This window comes from Kitasatospora sp. NPDC004272 (assembly GCF_053603035.1).
This window is the reverse complement of the sequence record NZ_JBSGET010000105.1, coordinates 1-23,194: the sequence shown is the minus strand read 5'-3', so window position 1 is coordinate 23,194 and position 23,194 is coordinate 1. Positions and strand designations below refer to the sequence as shown.

Here is a 23,194-nt window from a genome sequence, read left to right as displayed (position 1 = left end):
TGGCCAGGTCGAGGGCGGCGGTGAGGGAGCGCCGGACGGTCCCGAAGCGCTGCACCAGCGTTGCGGGAGGACGTCCGCCCGGTCGACGGCGAAGCCTTTCCGGCAGGAGGGGCAACCGCGGAGGGCCCGGCCCGCCGCAGCGAGAGGAGAACCGCCATGGAACGCCACGACCCGTCCACCGCCGACCGCCGGCTGTCCCGGACCCACCGCCTCGGGGCCGGCCTGTGCGCCCTGGTGCTGCTGGCCTTCGGCGCCCTCGGCCTCGCCGACGGCCTGCCCTACTTCGGGACGCGCGGCGAACGCGTCGCCGGACTCTCCGGCAATGGCCTGCTCAGCACCGTCTCGATCGTCACCGCCGCCGTGCTGCTCGCCGCGGCCCTGATCGGCGGGCGCACCGCCTCCACCGTCACCATCGCGGTCGGGACGCTGTTCGTGCTCAGCGGGTTCGTCAACCTCGCGCTGCTGGACTCCCCGGCCAACCTGCTCGCCTTCCGCGTCCCGAACGTCCTGTTCAGCTTCGCGGCGGGCCTGCTGATCGCCACCTGCGGCATGTACGGCCGGGTCAGCGGCGGGCTCCCGCACGACAACCCGTACTGGCTCCGCCGCCACCCCGGGACCGCGCCCGCCACCCGGTCCGCCACCGCGCTGCCCGTCGGGTCCGCCGGCCGGCGGACCGCACTGCCCGGCAACCCCGGCTGACGCCCGGAGAGGTGGCGGACCCCGATGGACACCCGACTCACCGCCCGAGAACGCGTCCTGCTCGCCGAGATCGAACACCACCTGCGCCGAACCGACCCCCGCCTGGACCGGCGGTTGCGCCGCCGGCCCGGGCGGGCCGTCCGGCTCGCCGCCCGTCCGGGCCCGCTGGTCGTCGCCGTCGCCCTGCTGGCCGTCCTGACGGCCGCCGGAGCACTGTGGGCCGGGGCGGGCGGGCCGCAACCGCTCACCGCCGCGCTGCTCGCCGCCGGGGCCGCGCTGCTGGGCGGGCTCGCGCTGCGGCGGCTGGCCGGGCTGCGCCTCCGCTGACGGCGGGCCGTCCCCCGAGCCGTCCCCGGGTCGTCCCCCGAGCCGCCCCCGAGCCGTCCCCGGGTCGTCCCCGGGTCGTCCCCGGGTCGTCTCCGGGTCGTCCTCCCGGGCGGCCGGAGCGCCGTTGCACCCTGCGGTGGAACCGGGCGGACCGGCCGTGACCCCGGCGGGGGTCGGAAGTTGGAACGGGCGTGACAGAGCCTGCACATACCAGCCCGCTGCCCGTGGTCCGCCTCCAGTGGACGCAGCTGCAACCCCTGCTGGCCGCCCTCTCGGAGGCCGGAGTGCCGCTCCGGCCCGGGGACCTGGACCAGTTGCAGCACGCCGCCGCGATCGGACCGGAGTTCGCCCACGCCCTGGCCCGGTGGATCCGCGCCGCGCACAGCACCGCCGAGCCCGCCCGCGCCCCGGCCGGGATCCGCACGCTGGCCCCGCGCCCCGAACGCCCCGCCCTCGGCGCCCCCGCACCCGCCGCCACCCGGGACCGGCACGCCTCCTGAACCCCCGCCCGGGCCCGGCTCCGCCCGGCCCGTCGGGCCACCCGAACGTTCCGGCCGCGTAACCGTCGCGGCCCGTGACCCGTTGGACGGAACATGCCCGTGATCAACGAACCGCGCCGCCCGCAGGGCGGGCACCCGGTGTCGGCGCCCCCGCGCGTCCCCGACCCCGCCGATCCGCACGGCCGCCCGCCCGCCCCGCCGGGACGGCCGTCCGGCCCCCAGGTACGGCCCGCCGACCCGCCGTCGCTCGGGCACCAGGCCGCCGCCCAACTGCTCGGCCTGCGCGAGGTCGTCCTCCCCGCCGCCGTGGTCGCCGCCGCCGACCTGCTGCTCGGCGACGCCCTCGGCAGCGACGACCCCGTCACCCGGGAGGCCGCCGCCGCCACCCGCGGACGGCTGCGCGCCGCCCTCGGCCTGGGGTGACCCGGCCCGCCCGCCACCGCCACCGCCACCGCCTTCCGGCACCCCCAGCCGTACCCCGGTGCGCGGCCGGTGCGCGGCCGGTGCCCGGTGGCGCGCGGTGGTGCGGTCGGTGACTGGGCCGACGCCGTCCGCGCCGGGCCGCCCGGTGCTGCTGCCGCTGCACCCGCGCACCCGGGCCCGGGTCGAGGAGTTCGGCATGGCGCACCTGCTGGCCGGCGTCACCGCCGTCGACCCCGTCGACCACCCCACCTTCCTCGCCCTGGCCGACCGGGCCGCGCTGCTGGTGCGCCGCACCCGGCGGCCCGGCAAGGCGGCCGACTACGAGTGGCACCTGTTCGTGCCCTGCCGGGACGAGGAGGCGGTGATCGGCGACACCCTGGTCCACCTGCGCCGCTCCTGCCCCGAGGCGCACATCTGGGTGATCGACGACGACTCCGCGGACCGCACCGGCGACATCGTCCGCTGGGCCGCCGTCCGGGACCCGGCGATCCACCTGGTCCAGCGCCGCCGCCCGAACACCCGGCTCGGCAAGGGCGAGGCGCTGAACGCCGCGTACGACGCGCTGAACGCGGCGCTGCCGCCCGGCACCGACCGCACCCGGGTGGTGCCGGCCGACGGGCGGCGCCGCCCGGGGCGCTGACTGCGGCGTGCGCGCGGGTAGTTGGGATTTTGCGCGATCCGATCCGGGCATTGCGGATTCATGTCAACGGGATTACGTTCGCTGCTGTCCCGCCGCTCCCCGCCCCACGCGCCCGCGCCTCCGCGGAGCGCGCCCCGCGCACGCCCAGGAAGGGACCCGATGAGACCGCCCGCCGCCCCGCGCCGCGCCCGCACCGCCCTGCTCGCCACCACCGCGCTGCTGGCCACCGCCCTCGCCACCGCCACCGCCGTCACCACCACGGCCGCCGCCGCGGCCGACAGCGCGGGCGCCACCCTCCCGTTCGTCCAGTTCGAGGCCGAGGCGGGCACCCCGACCGGCGGCGCCGCCGTCGTCGCGCTGACCGCCACGCCCACCACCCGGTACTCCAGCGCCGCGCTGGAAGCCTCCGGCCACGCGTACGTGCACCTGGCGGCCACCGGGCAGGGGGTGCGCTGGACGAACACCACCGGCGGGCCGGTCAGCGCGATCAACCTGCGCGAGAGCATCCCGGACTCCGCGGCCGGCGGCGGCAGCACCGCCACCCTGAACCTGTACGTGGACGGGGCGTTCCGCCAGGCGCTGAACCTCAACTCCCGGCAGAGCTGGTTCTACGAGGGCGGCGACGGCCACTACAACGGCAGCGACCAGAACCCCGCCGACGGCGACCCGCGCGACTTCTTCGACGAGGCGCACACCTTCGTCACCGGCCCCCCGATCGCCCCCGGCAGCACCGTCGAACTGCGCAAGGACGCCGCCAACACCGCCGCGTACTACGACATCGACGTGCTGGACGCGGAGAACCCGCCGCCGCCCGCCGCCCGGCCCGCCGGATCGCTGTCGATCACCGACTGCGGCGCCGTCGCGAGCAGCACCCCGACCAACGGCTCGGCCGCGCCCGACGCCGTCGACTCCACCGCCGCCATCCAGACCTGCATCGACCAGGCGCAGGCCCAGCAGCGCACCCTGTGGATCCCGCCGGGCACCTTCTACCTGCGCGGCACCACCGGCCTGACCGCCAAGGGCATCACCATCGTCGGCGCCGGCCAGTGGTACTCGACGATCTACCGGGACGTCCCGCTGCCCAACAGCACGCCGCTGGCCGCCCTGTTCAACCTCACCTCCACCCACGTCCAGGGCTTCCACCTGGACTCCGACTCCACCAGCCGGGAGACGGTCGACGGCGGCGGCGGGGCGATGGACACCACCGGCGACGGCTGGAGCGCCGACGGCATCTGGAGCCAGCACGTCGAGTCCGGCTACTGGGCGTCCGGCACCAACGGCAGCGTCCGCAACGCCCGGGTGACCGCGGTCTGGGCCGACGGCATCAACGTCAACAACGTCTCGCTCGGCAACTCGGTCGGCAGCGACATCACCGCCGCGAACAACTTCGTCCGCGGCACCGGCGACGACGGCATGGCCGTCAACTCGGTGAACTACAACACCGACGGCAACGGCAACCGGACGTACTACACGCCGATGGCCCGGATCACCATGACCCGCAACACGGTCGTCGCACCCTGGGGCGGCAAGGGCATCGGCGTCTACGGCGGCAGCGGCCACCTGATCGAGCACAACCTGATCTCCGACACCGCCCGCTACATCGGCCTCGGCGCGGGCCGGTTCGGCGTCAACGGCAGCGACCTGCTCGGCGCCACCCTGAACGCCAACACCGTGGTCCGCTCCGGCGGCAACGGCTACGACCAGGGCCAGCCCGCGCTGCACGTCGGCAACGGCGGCGACGGCCAGAACACCGGCACCGTCGACCGGGTCACCGTCACCGGCAACACCGTGCTGAACCCGCTGTACGACGGCGTCGGCCTGTCCGCCTCCACCAACACCGTGCTGCGCGACAACACCGTCACCTCCCCCGGCCGCAACGGCTTCGTGGTCGCCCCGCCGTTCTACCCCGCGCCCACCGGCTCGGCCACCCTCACCGACAACACCGTCACCGGCCTGAGCGCCCCCGGCGCCACCGCCTACCGCAACAACTCGCCCGCCTTCGCCGTCACCGCGAGCGGCAACAGCTGGGGCGGCGGCGGTGCCGACCCCGAAGCCCCGTACGGCGGTTCGCCCGCCGCGGTGCCCGGCACCGTGCAGGCCGAGGACTACGACACCGGCGGCCCCGGCACCGGCTACTTCGTCAACACCGTCAACGGCACCGCCAACGGCTACCGGGCCGACGGCGTCGACCTGGAGGCGATCACCGACACCGGCGGCGGCTACGGCCTCGGCTGGACCTCCGGCGGCCAGTGGCAGCGCTACACCGTCGACGTCGCCACCGCCGGAACGTACACCCTCACCCTCCGGTACGCCGCGCCCGCCGCCGTCACCGGCGCCCTGCACCTGGCGGACGCCACCGGTACGAACCTCACCGGCGCCGTCGGCCTGCCCGCCACCGGCGACTGGCAGACCTGGGCCGACGCCACCGCCCGGCTCACCCTGCCCGCCGGACGCCAGGTGCTCACCCTGGTCCAGGACACCGGCGGATGGAACCTCAACAGCCTGCGCTTCCAAGGCACTTCCGCCCCGCCCGCGACCGACCTGGCGGCCGGCCGGCCCACCGCCGAGTCCTCGCACACCGACGTGTACGGCTCCGGCAACCTCACCGACGGCAACCGCGCCAGCTACTGGGAGAGCACCAACAACGCCCTCCCGCAGTGGGCCCAGGTCGACCTCGGCACCACCCGCACGCTCTCCCGCGCCGTGCTGCGGCTGCCCGCGGGCTGGGGCGCCCGCACCCAGACCCTCACCCTGCTCGGCTCCACCGACGGCACCGCCTTCACCCCGCTGAAGGCGTCCGCCCCCTACCTCTTCGACCCGGCCGCCGACAACACCGTCACCATCGCCTTCCCCGCCGCCCAGGCCCGCTACGTCCGGGTCCAGGTCACCGCCAACACCGGCTGGCCCGCCGGGCAGCTCTCCGAACTCCAGCTCTGGCAGCAGTAGTTCCCCCGTTCCGCCCCGGTGGCCCGGACCCCCTGCGGGAGGGTCCGGGCCAGCGGGGCGGAACGCCGCGGGCCTCAGCCGGAGAGGATCCGGGCCTTCTGCGCCGCCAGTTCGTCGTCGGTGAGGACGCCCTGCTCCTTGAGCGCCGCCAACTGCTGGAGCTGCTCCAGCTTCTGGTCCATGCTCGATGCGGCCGGGGCAGCGGGCGCGGCGGCCGGAGGCGGCGCGACGGGTGCGGGGGCGGGTGCTTCGGGCGGGGGTGCGTACCGGGTGTCGCCCTGCTGGGCCCAGCGGCCGGCTTGGCGGCGGGACACCCGGTTCGAGACGGCGGTGGCGGTCCCGGCGACGACGGCGGTACGGGCCACTCCGCGGAGCAGTCCAGGCATGTGCGTCCTCCCTCGGAGGCGGTCGGTGGGGCCGGCCCGTCCGGTGGCGCGGGCCGGGGGCGGTCAGCGGGTCGAGCCGAGCGCCTCGATGGTGTCGAGGACCTCGACGACGTCCTGCAGCGGCACGCGCCCGCCGGCGACCATCCGGGCGTCGGCCCGGCGCAGCGCGGCGGCCAGCGGCGCCGCCCACCGGTTCTCGTACAGCAGGACGGCGGCGCTGTCGCCCGGCTCCAGGAGCGCACTGGCCTCGTCGAGGTCGGTGTCGCCGAGCAGGCCGGAGGACGCGCCCTCGAAGACGGCGAGGTCGAGGCGGCCGTCGCCGTCCAGGTCGGCGACCTGGACCACCGCGACCGTTCCGTCCTCGTCCTTGCGCAGGAACGTGAGGTCCAGGACGCGGATGATCGCGCGGTCGACCAGGTCGACGAGGAGCGGCAGCCCCTCGCCGGTCAGTCGGCTGCCCGGGAAGGAGATCACCAGGTAGTCGATCGGACCGAGCTCTTCCGACTCTTCCGGGGCGTGGGACAGGTCGTTCACGTCAGCTCCAAGAGGGCGTCGCCCGGCCGCCGGTACCGCGACCGGGGGCCGGTGCCCGGAACGTCCCCGGCCTCGGCCCGGTCCCACGCTAACCCGGACGGCCGGTCGCCGCCCGGCGGTGCTCCCCGCGCCCACGGACCGGGGAGGACGCAGGATGGGGAGGGAGTCCGCTGTCCCCGTGCGACCGGGAGGGTTGCCGTGAAAGACCTGGAGTTCACGCAGGAGCGCGCACTGTCACGCGCCGAGGCCGCCGACCAGTTGGAGGCGCTGGCCGCCGCGATCCGGCGGGGCGGCCAGGCGGAGCTGGCCCTCGGGCCCGGTCGGCTGACCCTGCGCATCCCCGAGGAGCTCCACACCGAGATCGAGGTCGAACTGGACGGCGACGAGGTCGAGCTGGAGATCGAGATGTCCTGGCGCACGACGGCGGCGGAGCGGTCCGAGGCCCCCGGGGACTGACACCCCGCCCGACCCCCGTCCGGCCCCCGTCCGGCCCCCGCCCGGCCCCCGTCCGGCCCCCGTCCGGCCCGGCCCCCGTCACCCCCGGTCGACCACGTGACCGGGGGTGACGGGTATTCAGTTGTGCTCCCGCTGAAGGCGGTTAGGCTCGTCCGTCATGTCTGCGACCTCCTTGGACGACCTCCTGCACCCGCCGACCACCCCCTACGACCGCGGGTTCCTCGACACCGGCGACGGCAACCGCGTCTACTACGAGCAGCTCGGCAACCCCGACGGCAAGCCCGCCCTGTACGTGCACGGCGGCCCCGGCGCGGGCACGCCGGACCGGCCGACCCGGGCCTGGGACCCGGCGCGCTACCGGCTGGTCCGCTACGACCAGCGCAACTGCGGGCGCAGCACCCCGCACGCCAGTGACCCGGCCGCGGACCTGGCGCTGAACACCACGCAGCACCTGGTCGACGACATGGAGCGGCTGCGCGCGCACCTGGGCATCGAACGCTGGCTGCTGGACGGCGCCTCCTGGGGCTGCACGCTGATCCTGGCCTACGCGCAGCAGCACCCGGAACGGGTCAGCGAGATCGTCCTCCAGGCGGTCACCACCACCCGCCGGGCCGAGACCGACTGGCTCTACCACCGGGTGTCGGCCTTCAAGCCCGAGGCGTGGGACCGCTTCCGGGCCGCCGTCCCCGAGCACGCCTGGGACGGCGACGTGTACGCCCTGCTGGCCGCCTACGCGCGCCGGATGGAGCACCCGGACCGGGCGGTGCGGGCGGCCGCCGCCGACGCCTGGCTGGCCTGGGAGGACGCGGTGGTCTCGGACGAGCCGAACGGCGTCCCCGGGATGTACGGCGCCCGGGAGGCGGACGCCCGGATCGCCTTCGTCCGGATCTGCGCGCACTTCTTCAGCCGCGGCGCCTGGCTGGCGGAGGACCAACTGCTGCGCGGGGCGCCCAGGTTGGCGGGCATCCCGGGCGTGCTGGTGCACGGCCGGTACGACATGGGCTCCCCGGTGCAGACCGCGTGGGAGCTGGCGAAGGCGTGGCCGGACGCCCGGCTGCACGTCTTCGACGACTCCGGGCACGTCGGCGGCGAGGCGATGCGGCGGACGGTGTTCGAGGCCCTGGAGGAGTTCAAGCACCGCTGAGCCGACCGGTGCCGTCCGGTGCCGCCCGCCGCGGGCGGCACCGGCCCGCCACCGGCCGGCACCGGTCCGGGCGGTCACTTCTGCCAGCCGACCGAGGTGATCACGGTGCTGGCCAGGCTGCCGGCGCCGTAGTTGGCCAGGCCCTTGCGGACGGCGACGATGCTGGGGCGCTGGTAGAGCTCCACGGTGTGGCCGAGCTCCCAGATCTTCGCGTCCGCCTGGTTGTACAGCTCGGCGGCCTGCGCCGGGTCGAGGGTGGCGGCGGCCTTGCGCAGCAGGGTGTCGATCTCGGGGGTGCTGAGCTTCGAGTAGTTGCCGAACACGTTGTCGCCCTGCGGGGCGCGGTAGATCGCCACCGTCTGGGAGAGCGGGAAGGAGTCGGTGTTGCGCCAGCTGGCCAGGTCGAACTTTCCCTGGTTGACGTACTTGGTGAAGTACTCCTTGCTCGGCACCTTGTCGACGGTCAGTTTGACGCCGACCTGCTGGAGCATGTTCTGCACGGCGGTGGCCAGGTCGATCTGGGCCTGGTTGGAGGCGTCGTTCAGCACGTAGTGCAGTTCCAGCTGCTGCCCGTCCTTGCTGCGGACGCCGCCCGCGTCCTTCCATCCGGCCTCGTCCAGCCACTTCTGCGCGACGGCCGGGTCGTACGCGGCCCAGTCGGCGGAGTTGTCGCGGTAGCCGTTCTGGTTGGTCATGAACAGGTGGTTGCCGAGCGGCTTGAACTCCACCGGGACGCCCTTGTTGGCGATCTTGATCAGCGAGGCGCGGTCCAGCGCCCGGCCGAGCGCCTGGCGGACCTTCTGGTCGGCGAGCGGGCCGTTGCCGCCGAAGGAGATGTGCACCTCGTCCCAGGGGGTGCCGGTGCGGATCGCGGTGTCGGGGGCGTCCTTGAGCTGGCCGTACGCGGCGGCGCTCCCCGCCGAGGCGAAGTCGATCTCGTTGTTCAGGAAGCTCTGGGTGATCGCGGCGGCGTCCAGCACCCGGTAGGTGATCCGGTCCAGCTTGGGCTTAGGGCCCCACCAGCGCGGGTTGGGCGTCAGGGTGACGGTCTGCGCGGTCTTGTCGGCGTTCGCGACCACGAACGGGCCGCCGAAGACCGGGGTCTTCTCCACCCAGCCCTCGTTGAAGTCCTGCGGGGCGGAGATGCCGGCGGCGGGCAGCAGCGGGTTGAACAGGTTCTGCCAGTCGGCGTACGGCTCGGCGAAGGTGACCTCGACCTCGCTCGGGTCCGCGCCCTGCTCGACGGCGGAGATCTGCTCGTAGCCGGAGGGGTCGGCGATGTTGTACGCCGGGTCCTTGCCGTTGGAGGTCTTCCAGACCGCCGCGAAGTCGCGGTAGCCGATCGGGGTGCCGTCCGACCAGACCGCCTTCGGGTTGAGCCTGTACGTCACCACCTGCGGCGAGGTGGAGGTGACCTCGGCGGAGACCAGGTACGACGGGTCGGGGTGGTAGCCGCCCTTGGCGTCGATCCGGAAGAGCTTGGCCTCCACGTAGCCCATGATCTCCACCGCGTCGCCGTACCTGCCGTCGACCTGGTACGGGTTCCACTGGGTGATCCACTGCTGGAGCGGCAGCCGCAGTTCGCCGCCGTCCTTGACGTTCTCCGGCGGCTGCGGGTTGTCGTCCTCGGCGTCCACGGTGGGGGAGACGGTCTTGGCCACGTCACCGCCGGAGCCGCCCGCCGAGCTGCAGGCGGTCGCGGTGAGGAGGACGGCGAGGGCCGCGGCGGCGGCGCGGCCGGTCCGGCGGGCGGCGGGCGGTGTGCGCATCGGGGGAGTCCTCGGATTTCGAAGAGTCGGGGGCCGCCGGGTGTGGCGGCACTTGATGGTGGGCAGCCAAGTCGGTGCCGGCGGGCCGAACGTAACAGCCCGTCAGTCGACCCACCAGGGGGCCGTGCGCAGAACTGATCGAAGCGAAACCCGGCGCAACACCGCCGCAACACGCCGTCCGTACCCGTCTGGTCAGCTGTGACCAGCGGGTTCACCGGACCGGACGGACCCGCTGACCCGGCGGGCCTGGACGGACCGCCCGGCGTGGCGTACAACTGCTGCGCGAAAGTGCGTCAAAACCCGTACTAGCGAAGGCAAATGACCATGTTCCAGAGGTGTGCGAACCACACCGGGGGCAGGCCGTGACGCGATACCTCGCGGGGCGGCTCGGCTACTACGCCGCCCTGCTGACCGCAGCGGTGTTCCTCTCGTACGCCCTCACCGGCACCGCGCTCGGCCCCCGCTCCTACTTCGAAGCCAGACAGCCGCGCCCCTCCGCCGCCTCCGTGGACCGGCAGCTGACCGCGCTCAACCTCAACGACCGCACCCCCGTGGTCGAACGCTTCGGCACCTGGGCGAACGGCCTGCTGCACGGCGACCTCGGCCGCACCATCCACGGCACCGCCGTCAACGACGAGTTCGGCCGCCGGATCTGGGTCTCGCTGCGGCTGCTGCTGGTCGGCAGCCTGCTCGGCATGCTGCTCGGCGTCGCCGCCGGGGCCTGGAGCGCGGTGCGCCAGTACCGGTTCTCCGACCGGGCGCTGACCGTGCTCTCCTTCGTGCTGCTCTCCACCCCCGTCTTCCTGCTCGCCCTGCTGCTCAAGAACGGCGCGATCGCCGCCAAGACCGCCGCCGGGCACGAGGTGATCCCGTTCACCGGCTACGAGACGCCCAACCTGGCCGGCGGGATCGGCACCCACCTCGCCGACTGGGGATTGCACCTGCTGCTGCCCACCCTCTCGCTCGCCCTCGGCGGCCTCGCCACCTACAGCCGCTACCAGCGCGCCACCATGCTCGACGTGCTCGGCACCGACTACCTGCGCACCGCCGAGGCCAAGGGGCTCACCCGCGGCCGCGCCCTGCTCAAGCACGGCCTGCGCACCGCGATCATCCCGATGACCACGATGTTCGCCTACGCCTTCCTCGGCCTGTTCACCGGCGCCGCCTTCACCGAGACCATCTTCGGCTGGCACGGCATGGGCGAGTGGTTCATCCAGGCCGTCAACGAACAGGACGTCAACTCGGTGGCCGCGGTCAACCTCTTCGCCGCCGTGGTGGTCCTCGCCGCGGGCTTCCTCGCCGATGCCCTGCACGCCGCGCTCGACCCCCGGGTGCGGGCCGCATGAGCGCCGAACTCGCCGCTGCCGCGCCGCGGTCGCCGCTCCGTGCGCCCCTTCCGGCGGGAGGGCCGCGGTCCGCCCCCGGCGGGGGAGCGGGCAACGTCGGGGACCGGTCCGGCTCCGCCGCCGGGCGGTCCGGGTTCGCCGCCGGGCGGTCCGGGTTCGCCGCCGGGCGGCCCGGCTCCGCCGTCGGGTGGCCCGGGTTCGGTGGCCCCGGGGTGGTGACCGGATGAGCGCCGAACTCGCTGCCGCCGCCCGGCAGCCGGCCGAGGAGCCGGTCGTGCCGCGCGGGCGGCTGCGGCTGGCCGCCGCCCGGCTGAGGGCCTCGCGCGGGGCGCTGCTCGGGCTGGCCGTGCTGGCCCTGCTGTTCCTGCTGGCCTTCGCCGGGCCGTACCTGACGCCCTGGGACTACGCCGCCCCCGACTACGGCAGCCTGCGCCAACCCCCGTCCGGCACGCACTGGTTCGGCACCAACGGGCTCGGCCAGGACGTGTTCGCGCAGACCGTCCGCGGCCTGCAGAAGTCCCTGGTGATCGGACTGCTGGTGGCCGTCCTCTCCACCGGACTGGCCTCGCTGGTCGGCGCCTGCGCCGGGTACTTCGGCGGCTGGACCGACCGGGTGCTGACCTTCCTGGTCGACCTGCTGCTGATCTTCCCCGCCTTCCTGGTGATCGCGGTGCTCTCGCCGCGGCTGCGCGGCAGCGGCTGGATCGCCTTCGTGCTGCTGCTCGCCGTCTTCAACTGGATGGTCACCGCCCGGGTGGTCCGCTCGATGACCCGCTCGCTGCGCGAGCGCGAATTCGTCGCCGCCGCCCGGTACATGGGCGTCGGACCGTTCCGGATCATCTGGCGGCACGTGCTGCCGAACGTCTCCTCCTTCCTGATCATCGACGCCACCGTGACCGTCGGCGGCGCCGTGATGAGCGAGGCCGCCCTCTCCTACTTCGGCTTCGGCGTCCGCCCGCCCGACGTCTCGCTCGGCACCCTGCTGGCCGCCGGAGCCGCCGACGCGCCCGTCTTCCCCTGGCTGTTCTACTTCGCCGCCGGACTGCTGGTGCTGTTCGTGCTCGCCGTCAACCTGGTCGGCGACGGCCTGCGCGACGCCCTCGACCCGACGGCCGCCGCCGGGCGCCACCGCCCCCGCCACCGCCCCCGCCGCCGTTCCACCACCCCGCCGCGCCGGAGCAGCCCGTGAACACCCCGCCCACCACCCCGCTGCTCGCCGTCCGCGACCTCACCGTCGACTTCGACGGCCACCCGGCGGTCCGCGGCGTCGACCTCGACCTGCACCGCGGCGAGACGCTCGGCCTGGTCGGCGAGTCCGGCTCCGGCAAGTCCGTCACCGCGCTCGCCGTCCTCGGCCTGCTGCCCGCCACCGCCCGCACCGGCGGCTCCGTCCGGCTGGACGGCCGGGAACTGCTCGGCCTGCCCGCCCGGCAGCTCGCCGCCGTCCGCGGCCGCCGCATCGCCATGGTCTTCCAGGACCCGCTGTCCGCCTTCACACCCGTCCACCGGATCGGCGACCAGATCGCCGAAGCCGTCCGGATCCACCAGGACGTCGGCCGCGCCGCCGCCCGCCGGCGCGCCGCCGACCTCCTCGACCTGGTCGGCATCCCCGACCCGGCCCGCGCCCTGGACGCCTTCCCGCACGAGTTCTCCGGCGGCATGCGCCAACGCGCCGTGATCGCCATGGCGGTGGCCAACGAACCCGACGTGCTGCTCGCCGACGAACCCACCACCGCCCTCGACGTCACCATCCAGGCCCAGGTCCTCGACGTGCTGCGCACCGCCCGGCGGGAGAGCGGCGCCGCCCTCCTCCTGGTCAGCCACGACCTCGGGGTGATCGCGGGCAGCGCCGACCGGGTCGCCGTCATGTACGCCGGACGGATCGTCGAGACCGCCCCCGTCGACGAGCTGTTCGCCGCGCCCCGCCACCCCTACACCCTCGGCCTGATCGGCGCCGTCCCCCGGCTCGACGGCCGCGGCGGCCCGCTCGTCCCGATCCCCGGCCGGCCGCCCGCCGCCGGTGACCCCGCCCGCCCCGGCTGCGCGTTCGCCGACCGCTGCCCGCTCGCCGAGGACCGCTGCCGCACCGCCGAACCCCCGCTGGCCGGCACCGGTGGGCACCGCGCCGCCTGCGTCCGCGCCGACCACCTCGCCGCCACCCGGCCCGCCCCCGCCGAGGTCTACCCCGTCCCGGCCCCGCCCGCCGCCGTCCCCCGCCCGCGCGCCGCCCGCGACAGCGTCCTCGCCGTCCGCGGCCTCACCCGCAGCTTCCCCCGCCGCCGCGGCGGCCTGCTGCGCCGCCGGGCGGGCGAGGTGCACGCCGTCGACGGCGTCGACCTCGACATCCGGCGGGGCGAGACGCTCGGCCTGGTCGGCGAGTCCGGCTCCGGCAAGTCCACCACCCTGTACGAGATCCTGCGGCTGGCGGCCCCGCAGGGCGGCCGGATCGAGCTCCTCGGCCAGGACACCGCCGCCCTCGACCGGGCCGCCGTCCGACGGCTGCGCTCCCGCGTCCAGATCGTCTTCCAGGACCCGGCGGCCTCCCTCGACCCGCGGATGCCGGTCGGCGACGTGCTGGCCGAACCGCTGCTCGCCCGGCGCACCCCCAAGGCCGAGGCCCGCCGCCGCGTCCCCGAACTGCTGCGCCAGGTCGGCCTCGACCCCGCGCACGCCGACCGCTACCCGCACGAGTTCTCCGGCGGCCAGCGCCAGCGCATCTCCATCGCCCGGGCCCTCGCCGTCCGCCCCGACCTGCTGGTGCTGGACGAACCCGTCTCCGCCCTCGACGTCTCGGTCCAGGCCGGCGTGCTCAACCTGCTCCAACGGCTCAAGGCCGAACTCGGGCTGGCCTACCTGTTCGTCTCCCACGACCTGTCGGTGGTGCGCCACCTCGCCGACCGGGTCGCCGTGATGTACCTCGGCCGCACCGTCGAGACCGGCGCCGCCGAGGAGGTCTTCACCCGCCCCCGCCACCCCTACACCCGGGCCCTGCTGGCCGCCGTCCCGCTCCCCGACCCGGCCGCCGAACGGGCCCGCCCCCGCCTGCTGCTGGCGGGCGACCCGCCCTCCCCGGCCGAGCGCCACCCCGGCTGCCCCTTCCGGGCCCGCTGCCCCGTCCACGCCGCCCTCGCCCCCGAGCGGCGCGAGCGCTGCGCCACCGAGGCGCCCGCCGCCCGGCCCGCGGCCCCGGGGGCCGACCACACCGCCGCCTGCCACTACCCGGACTACCCGGACCACCCGGACCACCCGGACCACCCGGACCACCCGGACCACCCGGACCACTCGGGCCGTCCGGGCTGAGGGGACGCGTCGGGCCCCGGGCGGGAGCGCCCGGGGCCCGACGGCGGGTCACTTCGCGTACACGCCGACCTCGTCCAGCGAGTAGCGGTTGTCGGTGCCGCGCGCCAGCATCACCACCCGGACGTGCCGGGCGTCGGTCGGGGTGAAGGAGCGGTTCTCCAGGCCGCCGCCGTCGGTGGTGGTGGAGTAGACGGTCCGCCAGGAGGCGCCGTCGGTGGAGACGTCGATCCGGTAGGCGGTCGCGTACTGGTCGGACCAGTCCAGCACCACCCGGCCGACCTTGCGGACGCCGCCCAGGTCGACGTTCAGCCAGGCGGTGGCCACCGTCTTGGAGGCCCAGCGGGTGCCGGTGTCGCCGTCGACGGCCTGCTTGGGCGGGTAGGCCACCACGATCGCGTCCTGGTAGTCGGAGGCGGTCGCGGTGGCGCCGCGGGCCAGGTTGGTCAGGTCGTCGGTGCGGCGGGCCGGGAACTCCACCACCTGCTGGTAGGTGGGCCGGTTCTGCCAGGCGATCCGCGGGACGGTGATGCCGCCCATCGCCCGGTGCACGATCGAGTCGGCGCACAGCTGGTCGCCCGCCGCGCAGTACTTGTCCGCCGGGTACGTGGTGGTCGCCGGGGTCGCCACCGCCTGGGTCAGCGTGGTCAGCAGCACCTGCCGGCAGGCGCCGAGCGCGCCGCCGCCGCAGTACGTCCGGTCCAGCGGGCCGGAGACCGGCCGGCCGAGCACCGCGCGCAGGTCCTTGTCCACGTACGACCACCAGCCGTGCTGGAAGGACGAGCCCTTGTGCGCCTCGCCCGCCGCGATGTCGTCGCCGCCGGACGTCCCGCCCAACTGCCCGCCCGAGGGGGTCTCGTTGATCGGTGCGACGGCGGTCAGCGCCCGCCACGGCCCGTCGCCCAGGCCGGGCCGGAACTCGCCCTCGACCAGCAGCGGCCACCAGGCGTCCAGGATCCGGATCGCCTCCGCGTCGGTGTACACCCCCGCGCCCTTGGTGGCCTCGCGCCGGTGCGAGCCGCCCGCCGCCCAGGCCCGCAGCTCGGTGACCGCGGCGGCCGCGGCCGGGTCGGTGACCGGCGCCGAGTCCAGCACCGCGAGCAGTTCGGGCAGCACCCGATCGGCCCGCAGGTCGACGTTGGCGGCGTCCTCCATCGCCTTGACCAGGTCGGTGCGGGTGACGCCGCCGCGCTGGGTCAGTGCCTTCACCCGGGCGTCCAGCAGATCGGCCCGGTGGACGGCGCCGTTGCCCCAGGCGGAGGTGAAGCCCGGCGCCTGCTTGTTGTTCCAACTGACGTAGTAGTCCTGGTCGGTGGACTGCGCGTGCCGGGCCGGCGGCTCGACCGCGGAGGTGTTGGCGGCCTTGTCCCAGCCCTGCCAGGTGTAGCCGGCCCGGGCGAGGATCGGCAGGTCCGGGTCGGTGCCGGCGGCGCGCAGCGGCTCGGCGCCGGAGTTGTAGTACGCGGTGTGGTCGGCGTCCGCGTAGAACCAGTTGAAGGTGTAGCCGATGTCCTGCGCGGCGCGCTGGAAGGCCGCCACCGAGGTGATCGCCGCCGGGTCGTTGAACTGCTGGAAGCCGATCACCGAGTCCACCTCGTGCCGGTAGGTGGAGCGCAGCGCGGTGTACGCCACCGGCCGCCCGCCGACCTTCCCGGTGTGGGTGACCAGGCCGTACGCCGAACGCAGCGTCACCAGGTCGTAGGCGCCCGCCGCGGTGGAGTCCGCGGTGCTCGGCTGCCAGGCGTTGTGCTTGGTCAACTGCTCGAACGGGGTGCAGACGCCGTCCAGCAGGTAGCCGCGCGAGGAGGTGGACGGCGTGCCGCCGCCGGGCTCGCACAGGTCGACGGCGAAGGTGTCGGTGATGTCCTGGTTGGCGGAGGTCGCGCTCCACGAGTAGTCCAGGCCGCGGCCGATCTCCACGTAGAAGCTCAGCCCCGGGAAGGACGCGCCCCGGCTACGCAGGCCCGGGCCGTCCAGCTCCTGCACCATCAGGATCTGCGGCGCGTAGTAGCCGGTCTGCGGGCCGTACACGGCGATCGGGTGCCCGGAGGCGGTGTGCGCGCCCGACACCAGCAGGGCGTTCGACATGCCCTTCTTCGCGGTGATCAGGTCGGCGGGCAGCACGCCCTCGGCGCTCGCGGCGCTCGTCGACGTGCTCGCGGCGCTCGTCGAGGTGCTCGCGACCGCCGCCGTCCCGGTGCCGTTGGCGGTGTGGGGGACCTCGGTGACCGAGCCCGGGTCGGGCAGCGCGGTGCCCACCGGGTTCGCGGGCGAGGCCGCGTACGGGAAGGCGGTGCCGTCGTGCACGGTGGCCGTCGCCTCCGGGTCGTCCTCGGCCCGCCAGGCCGCGTACGCCCGGTCGCCCGCCTCGGTGCCGTACTGCTGGCGCAGCGCGATCCGGGCCAGCGCGTTGCCGACCTCGCCGCCGCCACCGCCGCCGAAGATCGCCCCGATCACCGAGGAGATCGCCACCACGTCGGTGGCCGTGAACGGTTCGATGGTCGAGCCGTGCCCGGTCAGCACGTACTCGCCCGGGTAGTTGTTGGCGGCGACGTCGGCCGCGGCGAAGGCGTTCAGGCCCGCCACGTAGTCCTGCACGTCCTGCCAGGCCTGCGCGCCGCGCGGGCCGGACGCCTTCACCCGGTCGATCTGCTGCTGCAGGTCCGCCTCGGTGTACGGGGCCACCGCCCACAGGCTCTGCTCCAGGGCCCGGTTGCCCGCCGCGCCGCCCGCGAACGAGGACAGCTGCCCGCGGCCCACGTGCCGCAGCACGTCGATCAGCCAGAGCCGGTCCTGCCCGGCCGCGTACCCGGCGCCGAACTCGGTGTCGGAGCGGGTGACGCCCTTGACGTGCGGCGTCCCGGTCGCCTTGTCCCGGGTGATGGTCACCCCGGTGCGCGGCGTGGTGGTGCTCTCCACCTGCCCGGCGGGCACCCCGAACGAGGCGTCGTTGAAGTACGCGGAGAGCTGGTCCGGCGTCAGGCCGCTGTAGTCGTGCAGCAGCGCGTCGTACTCGTCGACCTGGTCCGCCGAGTGCGCCGGCCGGGTGCCGACGGTCTGGTGCAGCAGGATCCCGGCCAGCGTGGCGTGGCCGTTCTCCCCGGCCGTCAGGATGTCCTGGCACTGGCCCAGGCACGGGTCCCCGGCGGTCGGGGCGGGCCCGGCGGCGGCCGCGCCGGCCGGCTGGGCGGTGAGCGCGCCGAGCAGCAGCGCGGCGGAGGAGAGCAGGGCGACGAACGCCGAACGCGTTCGGCGCGGGACGGGAGCAGCGGGCACCTGGGCCTCTTCCTGACAGGGGGTATCGGAAGTCCGGCCGCACGTTAGTCCGCGAAGTGACCCCCGGGTAGGGGGTGCGCGGGCACCGCCACGGAACTGTCATCCGGCTGTCATGAACGCGAGTTGACGGCCCGTCGGGAGGGGCCGGAACGCGCGGGGAGGTGAGCGGGCGGTCGCCGAGCGTCAGCAGTGGGCGGACCCGGACCCGGACCCGGACCCGGACCCGGACCCAGACCCGGACCCGGAGCCGACCGGGACGGGCCGCCGCTCGACGAGCAGGTGCAGGGCCGCCTGCGAGGGGGAACCCTCCTCGGCGGTGTACGTCACCAGGGTCTGGTCGGGGTCGCCGGGCAGGGTCAGGCTCTCGTAGGCGACGGTGAACCCGCCGACCGCCGGGTGACGCAGGCGGTAGCTGCCGTGGGTCTTCTCGCGGATCTCCTGCTGCTCCCACAGCCGCCCGAACTCCGGGCTGGCGTCCGACAGTTCACCGATCAGCGCCGGGTAGGCCGGATCCTCCGGGTGGCGGCCGTGGTCCAGCCGCAGGTAGCCGACGACGTCGCGGGCCTTGGCCTCCCAGTCGACGAAGCGGCCGCGCAACTCCTCGTGGCAGAACACCAGCCACGCCTTGTTCAGCCGACCGGCGGGCAGCGCGGCGAAGTCGACCATCATCGCGGCCATCGGCGCGTTCCAGGCCAGCACGTCGGTGCGCCGCCCGACCACGTACGCCGGGGTGTGCGGCATCGAGTCCATCAGCCGGCGCAGCCCGGGCCGCACCCGCTGGGCGGGCACCGGCCGGCCACCCGCGCCGGCCGGGCGCACCAGCCGGTGCAGGTGGCCGGTCTCCACCGCGTCCAGCCGCAGCGCCGAAGCCACCGCGTCCACCACCGCGTCCGAGACGTTCTCCGCCCGGCCCTGCTCGAACCGGGTGTAGTAGTCGACGCTCACCCCCGCCAGCTGCGCCAGCTCCTCACGGCGCAGCCCGGGCACCCGGCGGCGCTCGCCGAAGGACCGCAGCCCCGTCTCCTCCGGCCGGATCCGGGCACGCCGGGACCGCAGGAAGGCACCGAGGTCGGCTCGTCGGGTCATGGCCACGATCCTAGTGAACCGGAGCCCCGGGGGTCGGTGGCCGGTGGTCGGAGCCCCGGGGTCGGTCGGCGGTCGGAGCCCCGGGGGTCGGTCGGCGTCGGCGGTCGGTCGTGCGCGTGCGCGGCCGCGGCGGGAACGGGAGAAGACGTCGGCATGGAAGCGCGGCGGCGGGGCAGGCGGTGGGTGCGGCGGACGAGGGCCCGGCCGACCCCCCCTGAGGCCGGGCCCCCCGTCGTGCGAGGCCGGTCGGATCCGACCTGCGGCCGACCCATCCGGATCCGGTTCCGCTCCGAAACGGTCGGCGGATCATCCGTCCGCTCGGGACGGGCGGCCGCGACCCGGACGAGGAGCACGGGATGGAGCTGGTCGGCGGGGGCAGCGGACGGGTCTGGGAGCCCTGGGCCGAACTGATGGCCGATCACCGCCCGGTGCTGGTCGCCCCGGCGGTCCCGGAACGCCCCGCCCCCGCCGACGACGGCTGGAGCGGCCCCGGCGCCCCGCCCGAGTTACGCCGGGACTGGTCCGCGGCCTTCGACGGCACCCGGCTGGTCGTCACCCGCCCCGACGGGCGACCCTGGTACGACGGGCCGCTCACGGCCGCCCGCGAATGGGCCCGCGCGCTGCGCGCCCACGGCACCCTGGTCATCGTCACCGGCCCGTTCGCCGCCCCCGCCGACCTGCGCCCCGCCGCCGCCGGGGGCCGGCTCTCCACCCTCGCCGTCCCGGCCCGCCTGGTCGACGCGCACCGGCCGCCGCCCGCCGCCGCGGACTGACCGGGCCCGGCGGCGAAGGGGGTTCCGGCAGACCCGGGTTCGGCGGTACCGGGGACGAACAGGGCCCTGGGTACGGGCGGGGCGGGGCCGCGACGATGGGTCGGGCGCCGCCGGACGGACGGCGGCGCACCGCACCCCGACACCCGAACGCGAGGACCCGCATGACCGCGAACGCCCTGCCCGCCACCCCGCTCGGCGGCACCGACCTGCACGTCACCCGGCTCGGCTTCGGCGCCTGGGCGATCGGCGGGAGCGGCTGGAGCTTCTCCTGGGGACCGCAGGACGACGCCGACTCGATCGCCACCGTCCACCGGGCCGTCGCCGCCGGGATCAACTGGATCGACACCGCCCCCGCCTACGGCCTCGGCCACTCCGAGGAGGTCGTCGGCAAGGCCCTCGCCACCCTCCCGGAAGCCGACCGCCCGTACGTCTTCACCAAGGCCGGCCTGGTCTGGGACGAGCCCGACCCGTTCGCCGCCCCGCGCAAACTGCTCAAGCCCGCCAGCATCCGGGCCGAACTGGAGGGCTCGCTGCGCCGCCTCGGCGTCGAACGGATCGACCTCTACCAGGCGCACTGGCCCGGCGACGGCGCACTGCTCACCTTCGGCCCCGACCAGGACCCGGCGACCACCGCCCGGCACGCCACCGCGCTGGAGGAGTACTGGGCGACGCTGGCCGCGCTCAAGGCCGAGGGCAAGGTCCGGGCGATCGCGCTGTCCAACCACGACGCCGCCCAGCTGACCGCCGCCGAGGCGGTCGCGCACGTGGACGCCGTCCAGCCGCAGTTCAGCCTGCTGCACCGGCACGCCGCCCCCGAACTGGCCTGGGCGCACGCCCACGGCACCGGCTCGATCGTCTACCAGCCGCTGCACTCCGGACTGCTGACCGGCACCTTCAGCCCCGAGCGGGTCGCGGCCCTGCCCGCCGACGACTGGCGCAAGGGCGCCCCGGACTTCACCACCGCCCTGCCCGCCAACCTCGCCCTGGTCGACGCGCTGCGCCCGATCGCCGAGGCGCACGCCACCACGGTCGCCGCCGTCGCCCTCGCCTGGACGCTGCACTGGCCCGGCGTCACCGGCGCGATCGTCGGCGCCCGCCGCCCCGAACAGGTCGACGGCTGGATCGCCGCCGCCGACCTGGAGCTGACCGGCGACGACCTGGACGCGATCGCCGCCGCGCTCACCGCGACCGGCGCGGGCGGCGGCCCGGTCCGCCCGTGAACCCCGCCACCGACCTCCGCGGTCGGCGTGCTCCCGCTCCCGACGGCCGGCGTACCGCCGTGCCCGACAGGGCCGTCCGCGAAGGGCCCGAAGCCGTGCTCCCGCCCGCCGCCCCGGAACCACGGCAGCCGGAGCCGGCCGGAGCGCGGACCCGCCCCGACCCTCGGGGCGCGGTGGCAGCGGTCATGGCAGGCGTCCCGCTGACCCGCGGGACGGTCGCCTCGCTGGCCCCCTCCGCAGGCTACGAAGCCGTCGCCGAGCAGGCCCGCAGGCTGGGCTACGGCGTCATGGACCGACTCGGGTCCGACCGCCGTCCCGCCCGCCGGGTACGGACGTGTGCGCGGGGCCGGGTCCGGGGCGGGGCCCGGGTCGGCCGAGGGCGATGCTCGCCAGGACCAGGGCCATGCCGGCGTACTGGGCCGGGCCCGGGTGCTCGCCGCCCAGGGCCGCGCCGAGCAGGACGCCGGTGACGGGGTTGAGCAGGCCGATCAGGCCGACGGTGGCGGCGGGCAGGCGGCGCAGTCCGGTGAACCAGACCAGGAAGGCCAGTGCGGTGGCGACCAGCGAGCTGTAGCCGAAGGCGAGCACGGCCCCGCCGTCCAGCGCGGGCGGCGGCCCTTCGGCGAGAGTCGCCACCGGCAGCAGGAGCAGTCCGCCGAGCGTCAACTGCCAGGCGGTGGAGGCCAGTACGCCCGGGGCGGCGCTCCCGTCCGGGGTCGGGGCGCCGCTCCCGTCCGGGGCCGGGGTCGTCCAGCGGGCGGTGAGCACGTAGCCGACCGAGGAGACCAGCAGGGCGCCCAGCGCGGCGAGCAGTCCGGCGGGCCCGGCCGGGCCGGTGCCGCCCGCGAGCATCAGGGCCGCGCCGCCGACGCCGACCACGCCGCCCGCGAGTTGGGCGGGCAGCGGGCGCCGGCCGGCCAGCAGCCAGGCGCAGAGCATCAGGGCGAGCGGGGAGAGGGCCATCACCATGGCGGCGGTGCCCGCCGGGAGCCACTGCGAGGCCAGGTAGACCAGGACGAAGAAGGCGGCGGTGTTCAGTGCGCCGAGCACGGCCGAGCGCCACCACCAGGCGCCGCGCGGCAGCCGCCGGGCGGCGGCGAGCAGCAGGAGGCCGGCGGGCAGGGCGCGCAGGACGGCGCCCCAGAGCGGGGCGCCGGCGGGCAGGTAGTGGTGGGTGACGTAGTAGTTGGCGCCCCAGGCGACCGGGGCGAGGGCGGTCAGCGCGCCCCACCGGAGAACAGCTTCCATGGAAGACAATATAGCTTCCATGGAAAACACCGGGCTATGCTGGTGCCATGGAGCAGCCGGCCCAGCAGCCACCCGACCACGTCGCCCGGATCCAGGCCGCCTGGCGCCGCGAACGCCCGGACCTGGACGTCGCCCCGCAGGGCGTGATCGGCCGCCTGCACCGGGTCGCCACCCTGCTCACCCACGAACTGTGCGCCGTCTACGCCCGCTACGACCTGGGCGAGGGCGAGTTCGACGTGCTCGCCGCACTGCGCCGGGCCGGGGCCCCGTACGAGCGCGCCCCCGGTGAGCTCGCCGCGCACACCATGGTCACCACCGGGGCCGTCACCAAGCGCATCGACCGCCTGGAACGGGCCGGACTGGTCACCCGCCGCGCCGCCGCCGAGGACCGGCGCGGCAGGGTCGTCGCCCTCACCCCGGCCGGGCGCGAACTGATCGACCGCGCCTTCACCGACCACATCCGCAACGAGCACGAACTCCTGGCCGCCCTCACCCCCGCCGAGGCCGCCCGACTGGAGGCCCTGCTCACCGGCTGGCTGGCCCGGCTCGAACCCGCCGACGGCACCGCGCCCGGTGCCGCGTCGGCCGACTGAGCGCGGTCCGGTCCGGGCGAGCTGAGCACGTTCCGTCCCGAACCCGCCGAAAAGCCGCGCATGCCCCGGCCGAAACCGGGCAGCCGGACCGCAGAACGACGAACTCCCCTCGACAAGGAGGCAGTTGTGAGCGACGGCATGTGGGGTTACGAGAAGGCCGAGGGCTACAACCCGGGCGTCGACCTGACCGGTTACCGGGTCGAAGCCACCGACGGCCACATCGGCAAGGTCGACAAGCACTCCTACGAGGCCGAGGACGGCTACGTGGTGGTCGACACCGGCCCGTGGATCTTCGGCCGCGAGGTGCTGCTCCCGGCGGGCGTCATCCGGCGCATCGACGAGGAGGCCAAGACCGTCTGGGTCGACCGCCCCAAGGAGGAGATCAAGAGCGCCCCGGAGTACCACCGCGAGTCGCACGCCATGGACAGCGACTACCGGCGCGGCGTCGGCGGCTACTACGGCACCGGCCTGTGACCGGCCCACCGGCTCGAACGCGCCGCAGCGCCCCGTCGGCGGACGGGGCGCTGCGGC

General features: G+C 75.4%; 21 protein-coding genes. 15 read left to right on the top strand and 6 right to left on the bottom strand.

Going from position 1 to position 23,194, the window contains the following annotated elements:
* The first annotated feature begins 156 nt into the window (after positions 1–156).
* The 6 genes from ACWEO5_RS27390 to ACWEO5_RS27365 all read left to right on the top strand — a co-directional run bounded on the left by ACWEO5_RS27390 (position 157) and on the right by ACWEO5_RS27365 (position 5,535).
* A complete protein-coding gene (locus tag ACWEO5_RS27390) occupies positions 157–699 on the top strand; it encodes a DUF4383 domain-containing protein (RefSeq protein WP_452164891.1) in 543 nt (180 codons plus the stop codon).
* 24 nt (positions 700–723) lie between these two features.
* The gene (locus ACWEO5_RS27385) at positions 724–1,026 is read left to right on the top strand and encodes a DUF3040 domain-containing protein (protein WP_452164890.1); all 303 of its coding nucleotides are present in this window, start codon (positions 724–726) and stop codon (positions 1,024–1,026) included.
* A 191-nt stretch (positions 1,027–1,217) separates the two neighbouring features.
* Entirely contained in the window at positions 1,218–1,526 is a 309-nt protein-coding gene (locus ACWEO5_RS27380; protein WP_452164889.1) for a hypothetical protein, read from the top strand.
* A gap of 99 nt (positions 1,527–1,625) precedes the next feature.
* A complete protein-coding gene (locus ACWEO5_RS27375; protein WP_452164888.1) occupies positions 1,626–1,949 on the top strand; it encodes a hypothetical protein in 324 nt (107 codons plus the stop codon).
* A gap of 109 nt (positions 1,950–2,058) precedes the next feature.
* Positions 2,059–2,589: a glycosyltransferase gene (locus ACWEO5_RS27370; RefSeq protein ID WP_452164887.1), complete on the top strand. Its 531-nt coding sequence runs from the start codon at positions 2,059–2,061 to the stop codon at positions 2,587–2,589.
* 159 nt (positions 2,590–2,748) lie between these two features.
* Positions 2,749–5,535, top strand: coding sequence for a discoidin domain-containing protein (locus ACWEO5_RS27365; RefSeq protein WP_452164886.1), 2,787 nt, complete (start codon positions 2,749–2,751; stop codon positions 5,533–5,535).
* A gap of 74 nt (positions 5,536–5,609) precedes the next feature.
* Here ACWEO5_RS27365 and ACWEO5_RS27360 read toward each other — a convergent pair whose 3' ends face one another.
* Entirely contained in the window at positions 5,610–5,921 is a 312-nt protein-coding gene (locus ACWEO5_RS27360) for an SHOCT domain-containing protein (protein ID WP_452164885.1), read from the bottom strand.
* A gap of 63 nt (positions 5,922–5,984) precedes the next feature.
* A complete protein-coding gene (locus ACWEO5_RS27355) occupies positions 5,985–6,455 on the bottom strand; it encodes a DUF6325 family protein (RefSeq protein ID WP_452164884.1) in 471 nt (156 codons plus the stop codon).
* 198 nt (positions 6,456–6,653) lie between these two features.
* On the opposite strand from ACWEO5_RS27355, the gene ACWEO5_RS27350 reads away from it, so the two are divergent.
* Complete coding sequence (locus ACWEO5_RS27350; protein ID WP_452164883.1) at positions 6,654–6,911, top strand: amphi-Trp domain-containing protein; 258 nt, start codon at positions 6,654–6,656, stop codon at positions 6,909–6,911.
* A gap of 157 nt (positions 6,912–7,068) precedes the next feature.
* Positions 7,069–8,055, top strand: a complete 987-nt coding sequence (gene pip / locus ACWEO5_RS27345) for a prolyl aminopeptidase (protein ID WP_452164882.1) — start codon at positions 7,069–7,071, stop codon at positions 8,053–8,055.
* Positions 8,056–8,129: 74 nt separating this feature from the next.
* On the opposite strand, the gene ACWEO5_RS27340 is transcribed toward pip, so the two are convergent.
* Positions 8,130–9,824, bottom strand: a complete 1,695-nt coding sequence (locus ACWEO5_RS27340; RefSeq protein WP_452164881.1) for an ABC transporter family substrate-binding protein — start codon at positions 9,822–9,824, stop codon at positions 8,130–8,132.
* Positions 9,825–10,186: 362 nt separating this feature from the next.
* Between ACWEO5_RS27340 and ACWEO5_RS27335 the strand changes: the two genes are divergently transcribed.
* From ACWEO5_RS27335 to ACWEO5_RS27325, 3 genes are all read left to right on the top strand, one after another.
* Positions 10,187–11,170 (top strand): ABC transporter permease, encoded by a 984-nt coding sequence (locus ACWEO5_RS27335; protein ID WP_452164880.1) that lies wholly within the window; start codon positions 10,187–10,189, stop codon positions 11,168–11,170.
* A gap of 223 nt (positions 11,171–11,393) precedes the next feature.
* Positions 11,394–12,359, top strand: a complete 966-nt coding sequence (locus ACWEO5_RS27330; protein ID WP_452164879.1) for an ABC transporter permease — start codon at positions 11,394–11,396, stop codon at positions 12,357–12,359.
* A complete protein-coding gene (locus tag ACWEO5_RS27325) occupies positions 12,356–14,470 on the top strand; it encodes a dipeptide ABC transporter ATP-binding protein (RefSeq protein WP_452164878.1) in 2,115 nt (704 codons plus the stop codon). Before ACWEO5_RS27330 ends, ACWEO5_RS27325 begins: the two co-directional genes overlap by 4 nt.
* A 48-nt stretch (positions 14,471–14,518) precedes the next feature.
* On the opposite strand, the gene ACWEO5_RS27320 is transcribed toward ACWEO5_RS27325, so the two are convergent.
* Both ACWEO5_RS27320 and ACWEO5_RS27315 read right to left on the bottom strand, forming a co-directional pair.
* Positions 14,519–17,743: a penicillin acylase family protein gene (locus tag ACWEO5_RS27320; RefSeq protein ID WP_452164877.1), complete on the bottom strand. Its 3,225-nt coding sequence runs from the start codon at positions 17,741–17,743 to the stop codon at positions 14,519–14,521.
* Between the two features lie 183 nt (positions 17,744–17,926).
* Entirely contained in the window at positions 17,927–18,829 is a 903-nt protein-coding gene (locus ACWEO5_RS27315; protein ID WP_452164876.1) for a helix-turn-helix transcriptional regulator, read from the bottom strand.
* Between the two features lie 356 nt (positions 18,830–19,185).
* On the opposite strand from ACWEO5_RS27315, the gene ACWEO5_RS27310 reads away from it, so the two are divergent.
* Together ACWEO5_RS27310 and ACWEO5_RS27305 are read left to right on the top strand one after the other, a co-directional pair.
* Entirely contained in the window at positions 19,186–19,602 is a 417-nt protein-coding gene (locus tag ACWEO5_RS27310; protein ID WP_452164875.1) for a hypothetical protein, read from the top strand.
* Between the two features lie 161 nt (positions 19,603–19,763).
* Positions 19,764–20,822 (top strand): aldo/keto reductase, encoded by a 1,059-nt coding sequence (locus ACWEO5_RS27305; RefSeq protein WP_452164874.1) that lies wholly within the window; start codon positions 19,764–19,766, stop codon positions 20,820–20,822.
* 285 nt (positions 20,823–21,107) lie between these two features.
* On the opposite strand, the gene ACWEO5_RS27300 is transcribed toward ACWEO5_RS27305, so the two are convergent.
* Positions 21,108–22,070 (bottom strand): EamA family transporter, encoded by a 963-nt coding sequence (locus ACWEO5_RS27300; protein WP_452164873.1) that lies wholly within the window; start codon positions 22,068–22,070, stop codon positions 21,108–21,110.
* Positions 22,071–22,117: 47 nt separating this feature from the next.
* Here ACWEO5_RS27300 and ACWEO5_RS27295 point away from each other — a divergent pair, with 47 nt between their 5' ends.
* A complete protein-coding gene (locus ACWEO5_RS27295; protein ID WP_452164872.1) occupies positions 22,118–22,663 on the top strand; it encodes a MarR family winged helix-turn-helix transcriptional regulator in 546 nt (181 codons plus the stop codon).
* Between the two features lie 126 nt (positions 22,664–22,789).
* Positions 22,790–23,137, top strand: a complete 348-nt coding sequence (locus tag ACWEO5_RS27290; RefSeq protein ID WP_344550404.1) for a PRC-barrel domain containing protein — start codon at positions 22,790–22,792, stop codon at positions 23,135–23,137.
* Positions 23,138–23,194 lie beyond the last annotated feature (57 nt).

Coding starts and splice junctions, on each gene's coding strand:
- ACWEO5_RS27295 (WP_452164872.1), top strand. CDS start 22,118: ATGGAGCAGCCGGCCCAGCAGCCACCCGACCACGTCGCCCGGATCCAG.
- ACWEO5_RS27360 (WP_452164885.1), bottom strand. CDS start 5,921: ATGCCTGGACTGCTCCGCGGAGTGGCCCGTACCGCCGTCGTCGCCGGG.
- ACWEO5_RS27385 (WP_452164890.1), top strand. CDS start 724: ATGGACACCCGACTCACCGCCCGAGAACGCGTCCTGCTCGCCGAGATC.
- ACWEO5_RS27305 (WP_452164874.1), top strand. CDS start 19,764: ATGACCGCGAACGCCCTGCCCGCCACCCCGCTCGGCGGCACCGACCTG.
- ACWEO5_RS27390 (WP_452164891.1), top strand. CDS start 157: ATGGAACGCCACGACCCGTCCACCGCCGACCGCCGGCTGTCCCGGACC.
- ACWEO5_RS27315 (WP_452164876.1), bottom strand. CDS start 18,829: ATGACCCGACGAGCCGACCTCGGTGCCTTCCTGCGGTCCCGGCGTGCC.
- ACWEO5_RS27300 (WP_452164873.1), bottom strand. CDS start 22,070: ATGGAAGCTGTTCTCCGGTGGGGCGCGCTGACCGCCCTCGCCCCGGTC.
- ACWEO5_RS27310 (WP_452164875.1), top strand. CDS start 19,186: ATGGAGCTGGTCGGCGGGGGCAGCGGACGGGTCTGGGAGCCCTGGGCC.
- ACWEO5_RS27365 (WP_452164886.1), top strand. CDS start 2,749: ATGAGACCGCCCGCCGCCCCGCGCCGCGCCCGCACCGCCCTGCTCGCC.
- ACWEO5_RS27340 (WP_452164881.1), bottom strand. CDS start 9,824: ATGCGCACACCGCCCGCCGCCCGCCGGACCGGCCGCGCCGCCGCCGCG.
- ACWEO5_RS27330 (WP_452164879.1), top strand. CDS start 11,394: ATGAGCGCCGAACTCGCTGCCGCCGCCCGGCAGCCGGCCGAGGAGCCG.
- pip (WP_452164882.1), top strand. CDS start 7,069: ATGTCTGCGACCTCCTTGGACGACCTCCTGCACCCGCCGACCACCCCC.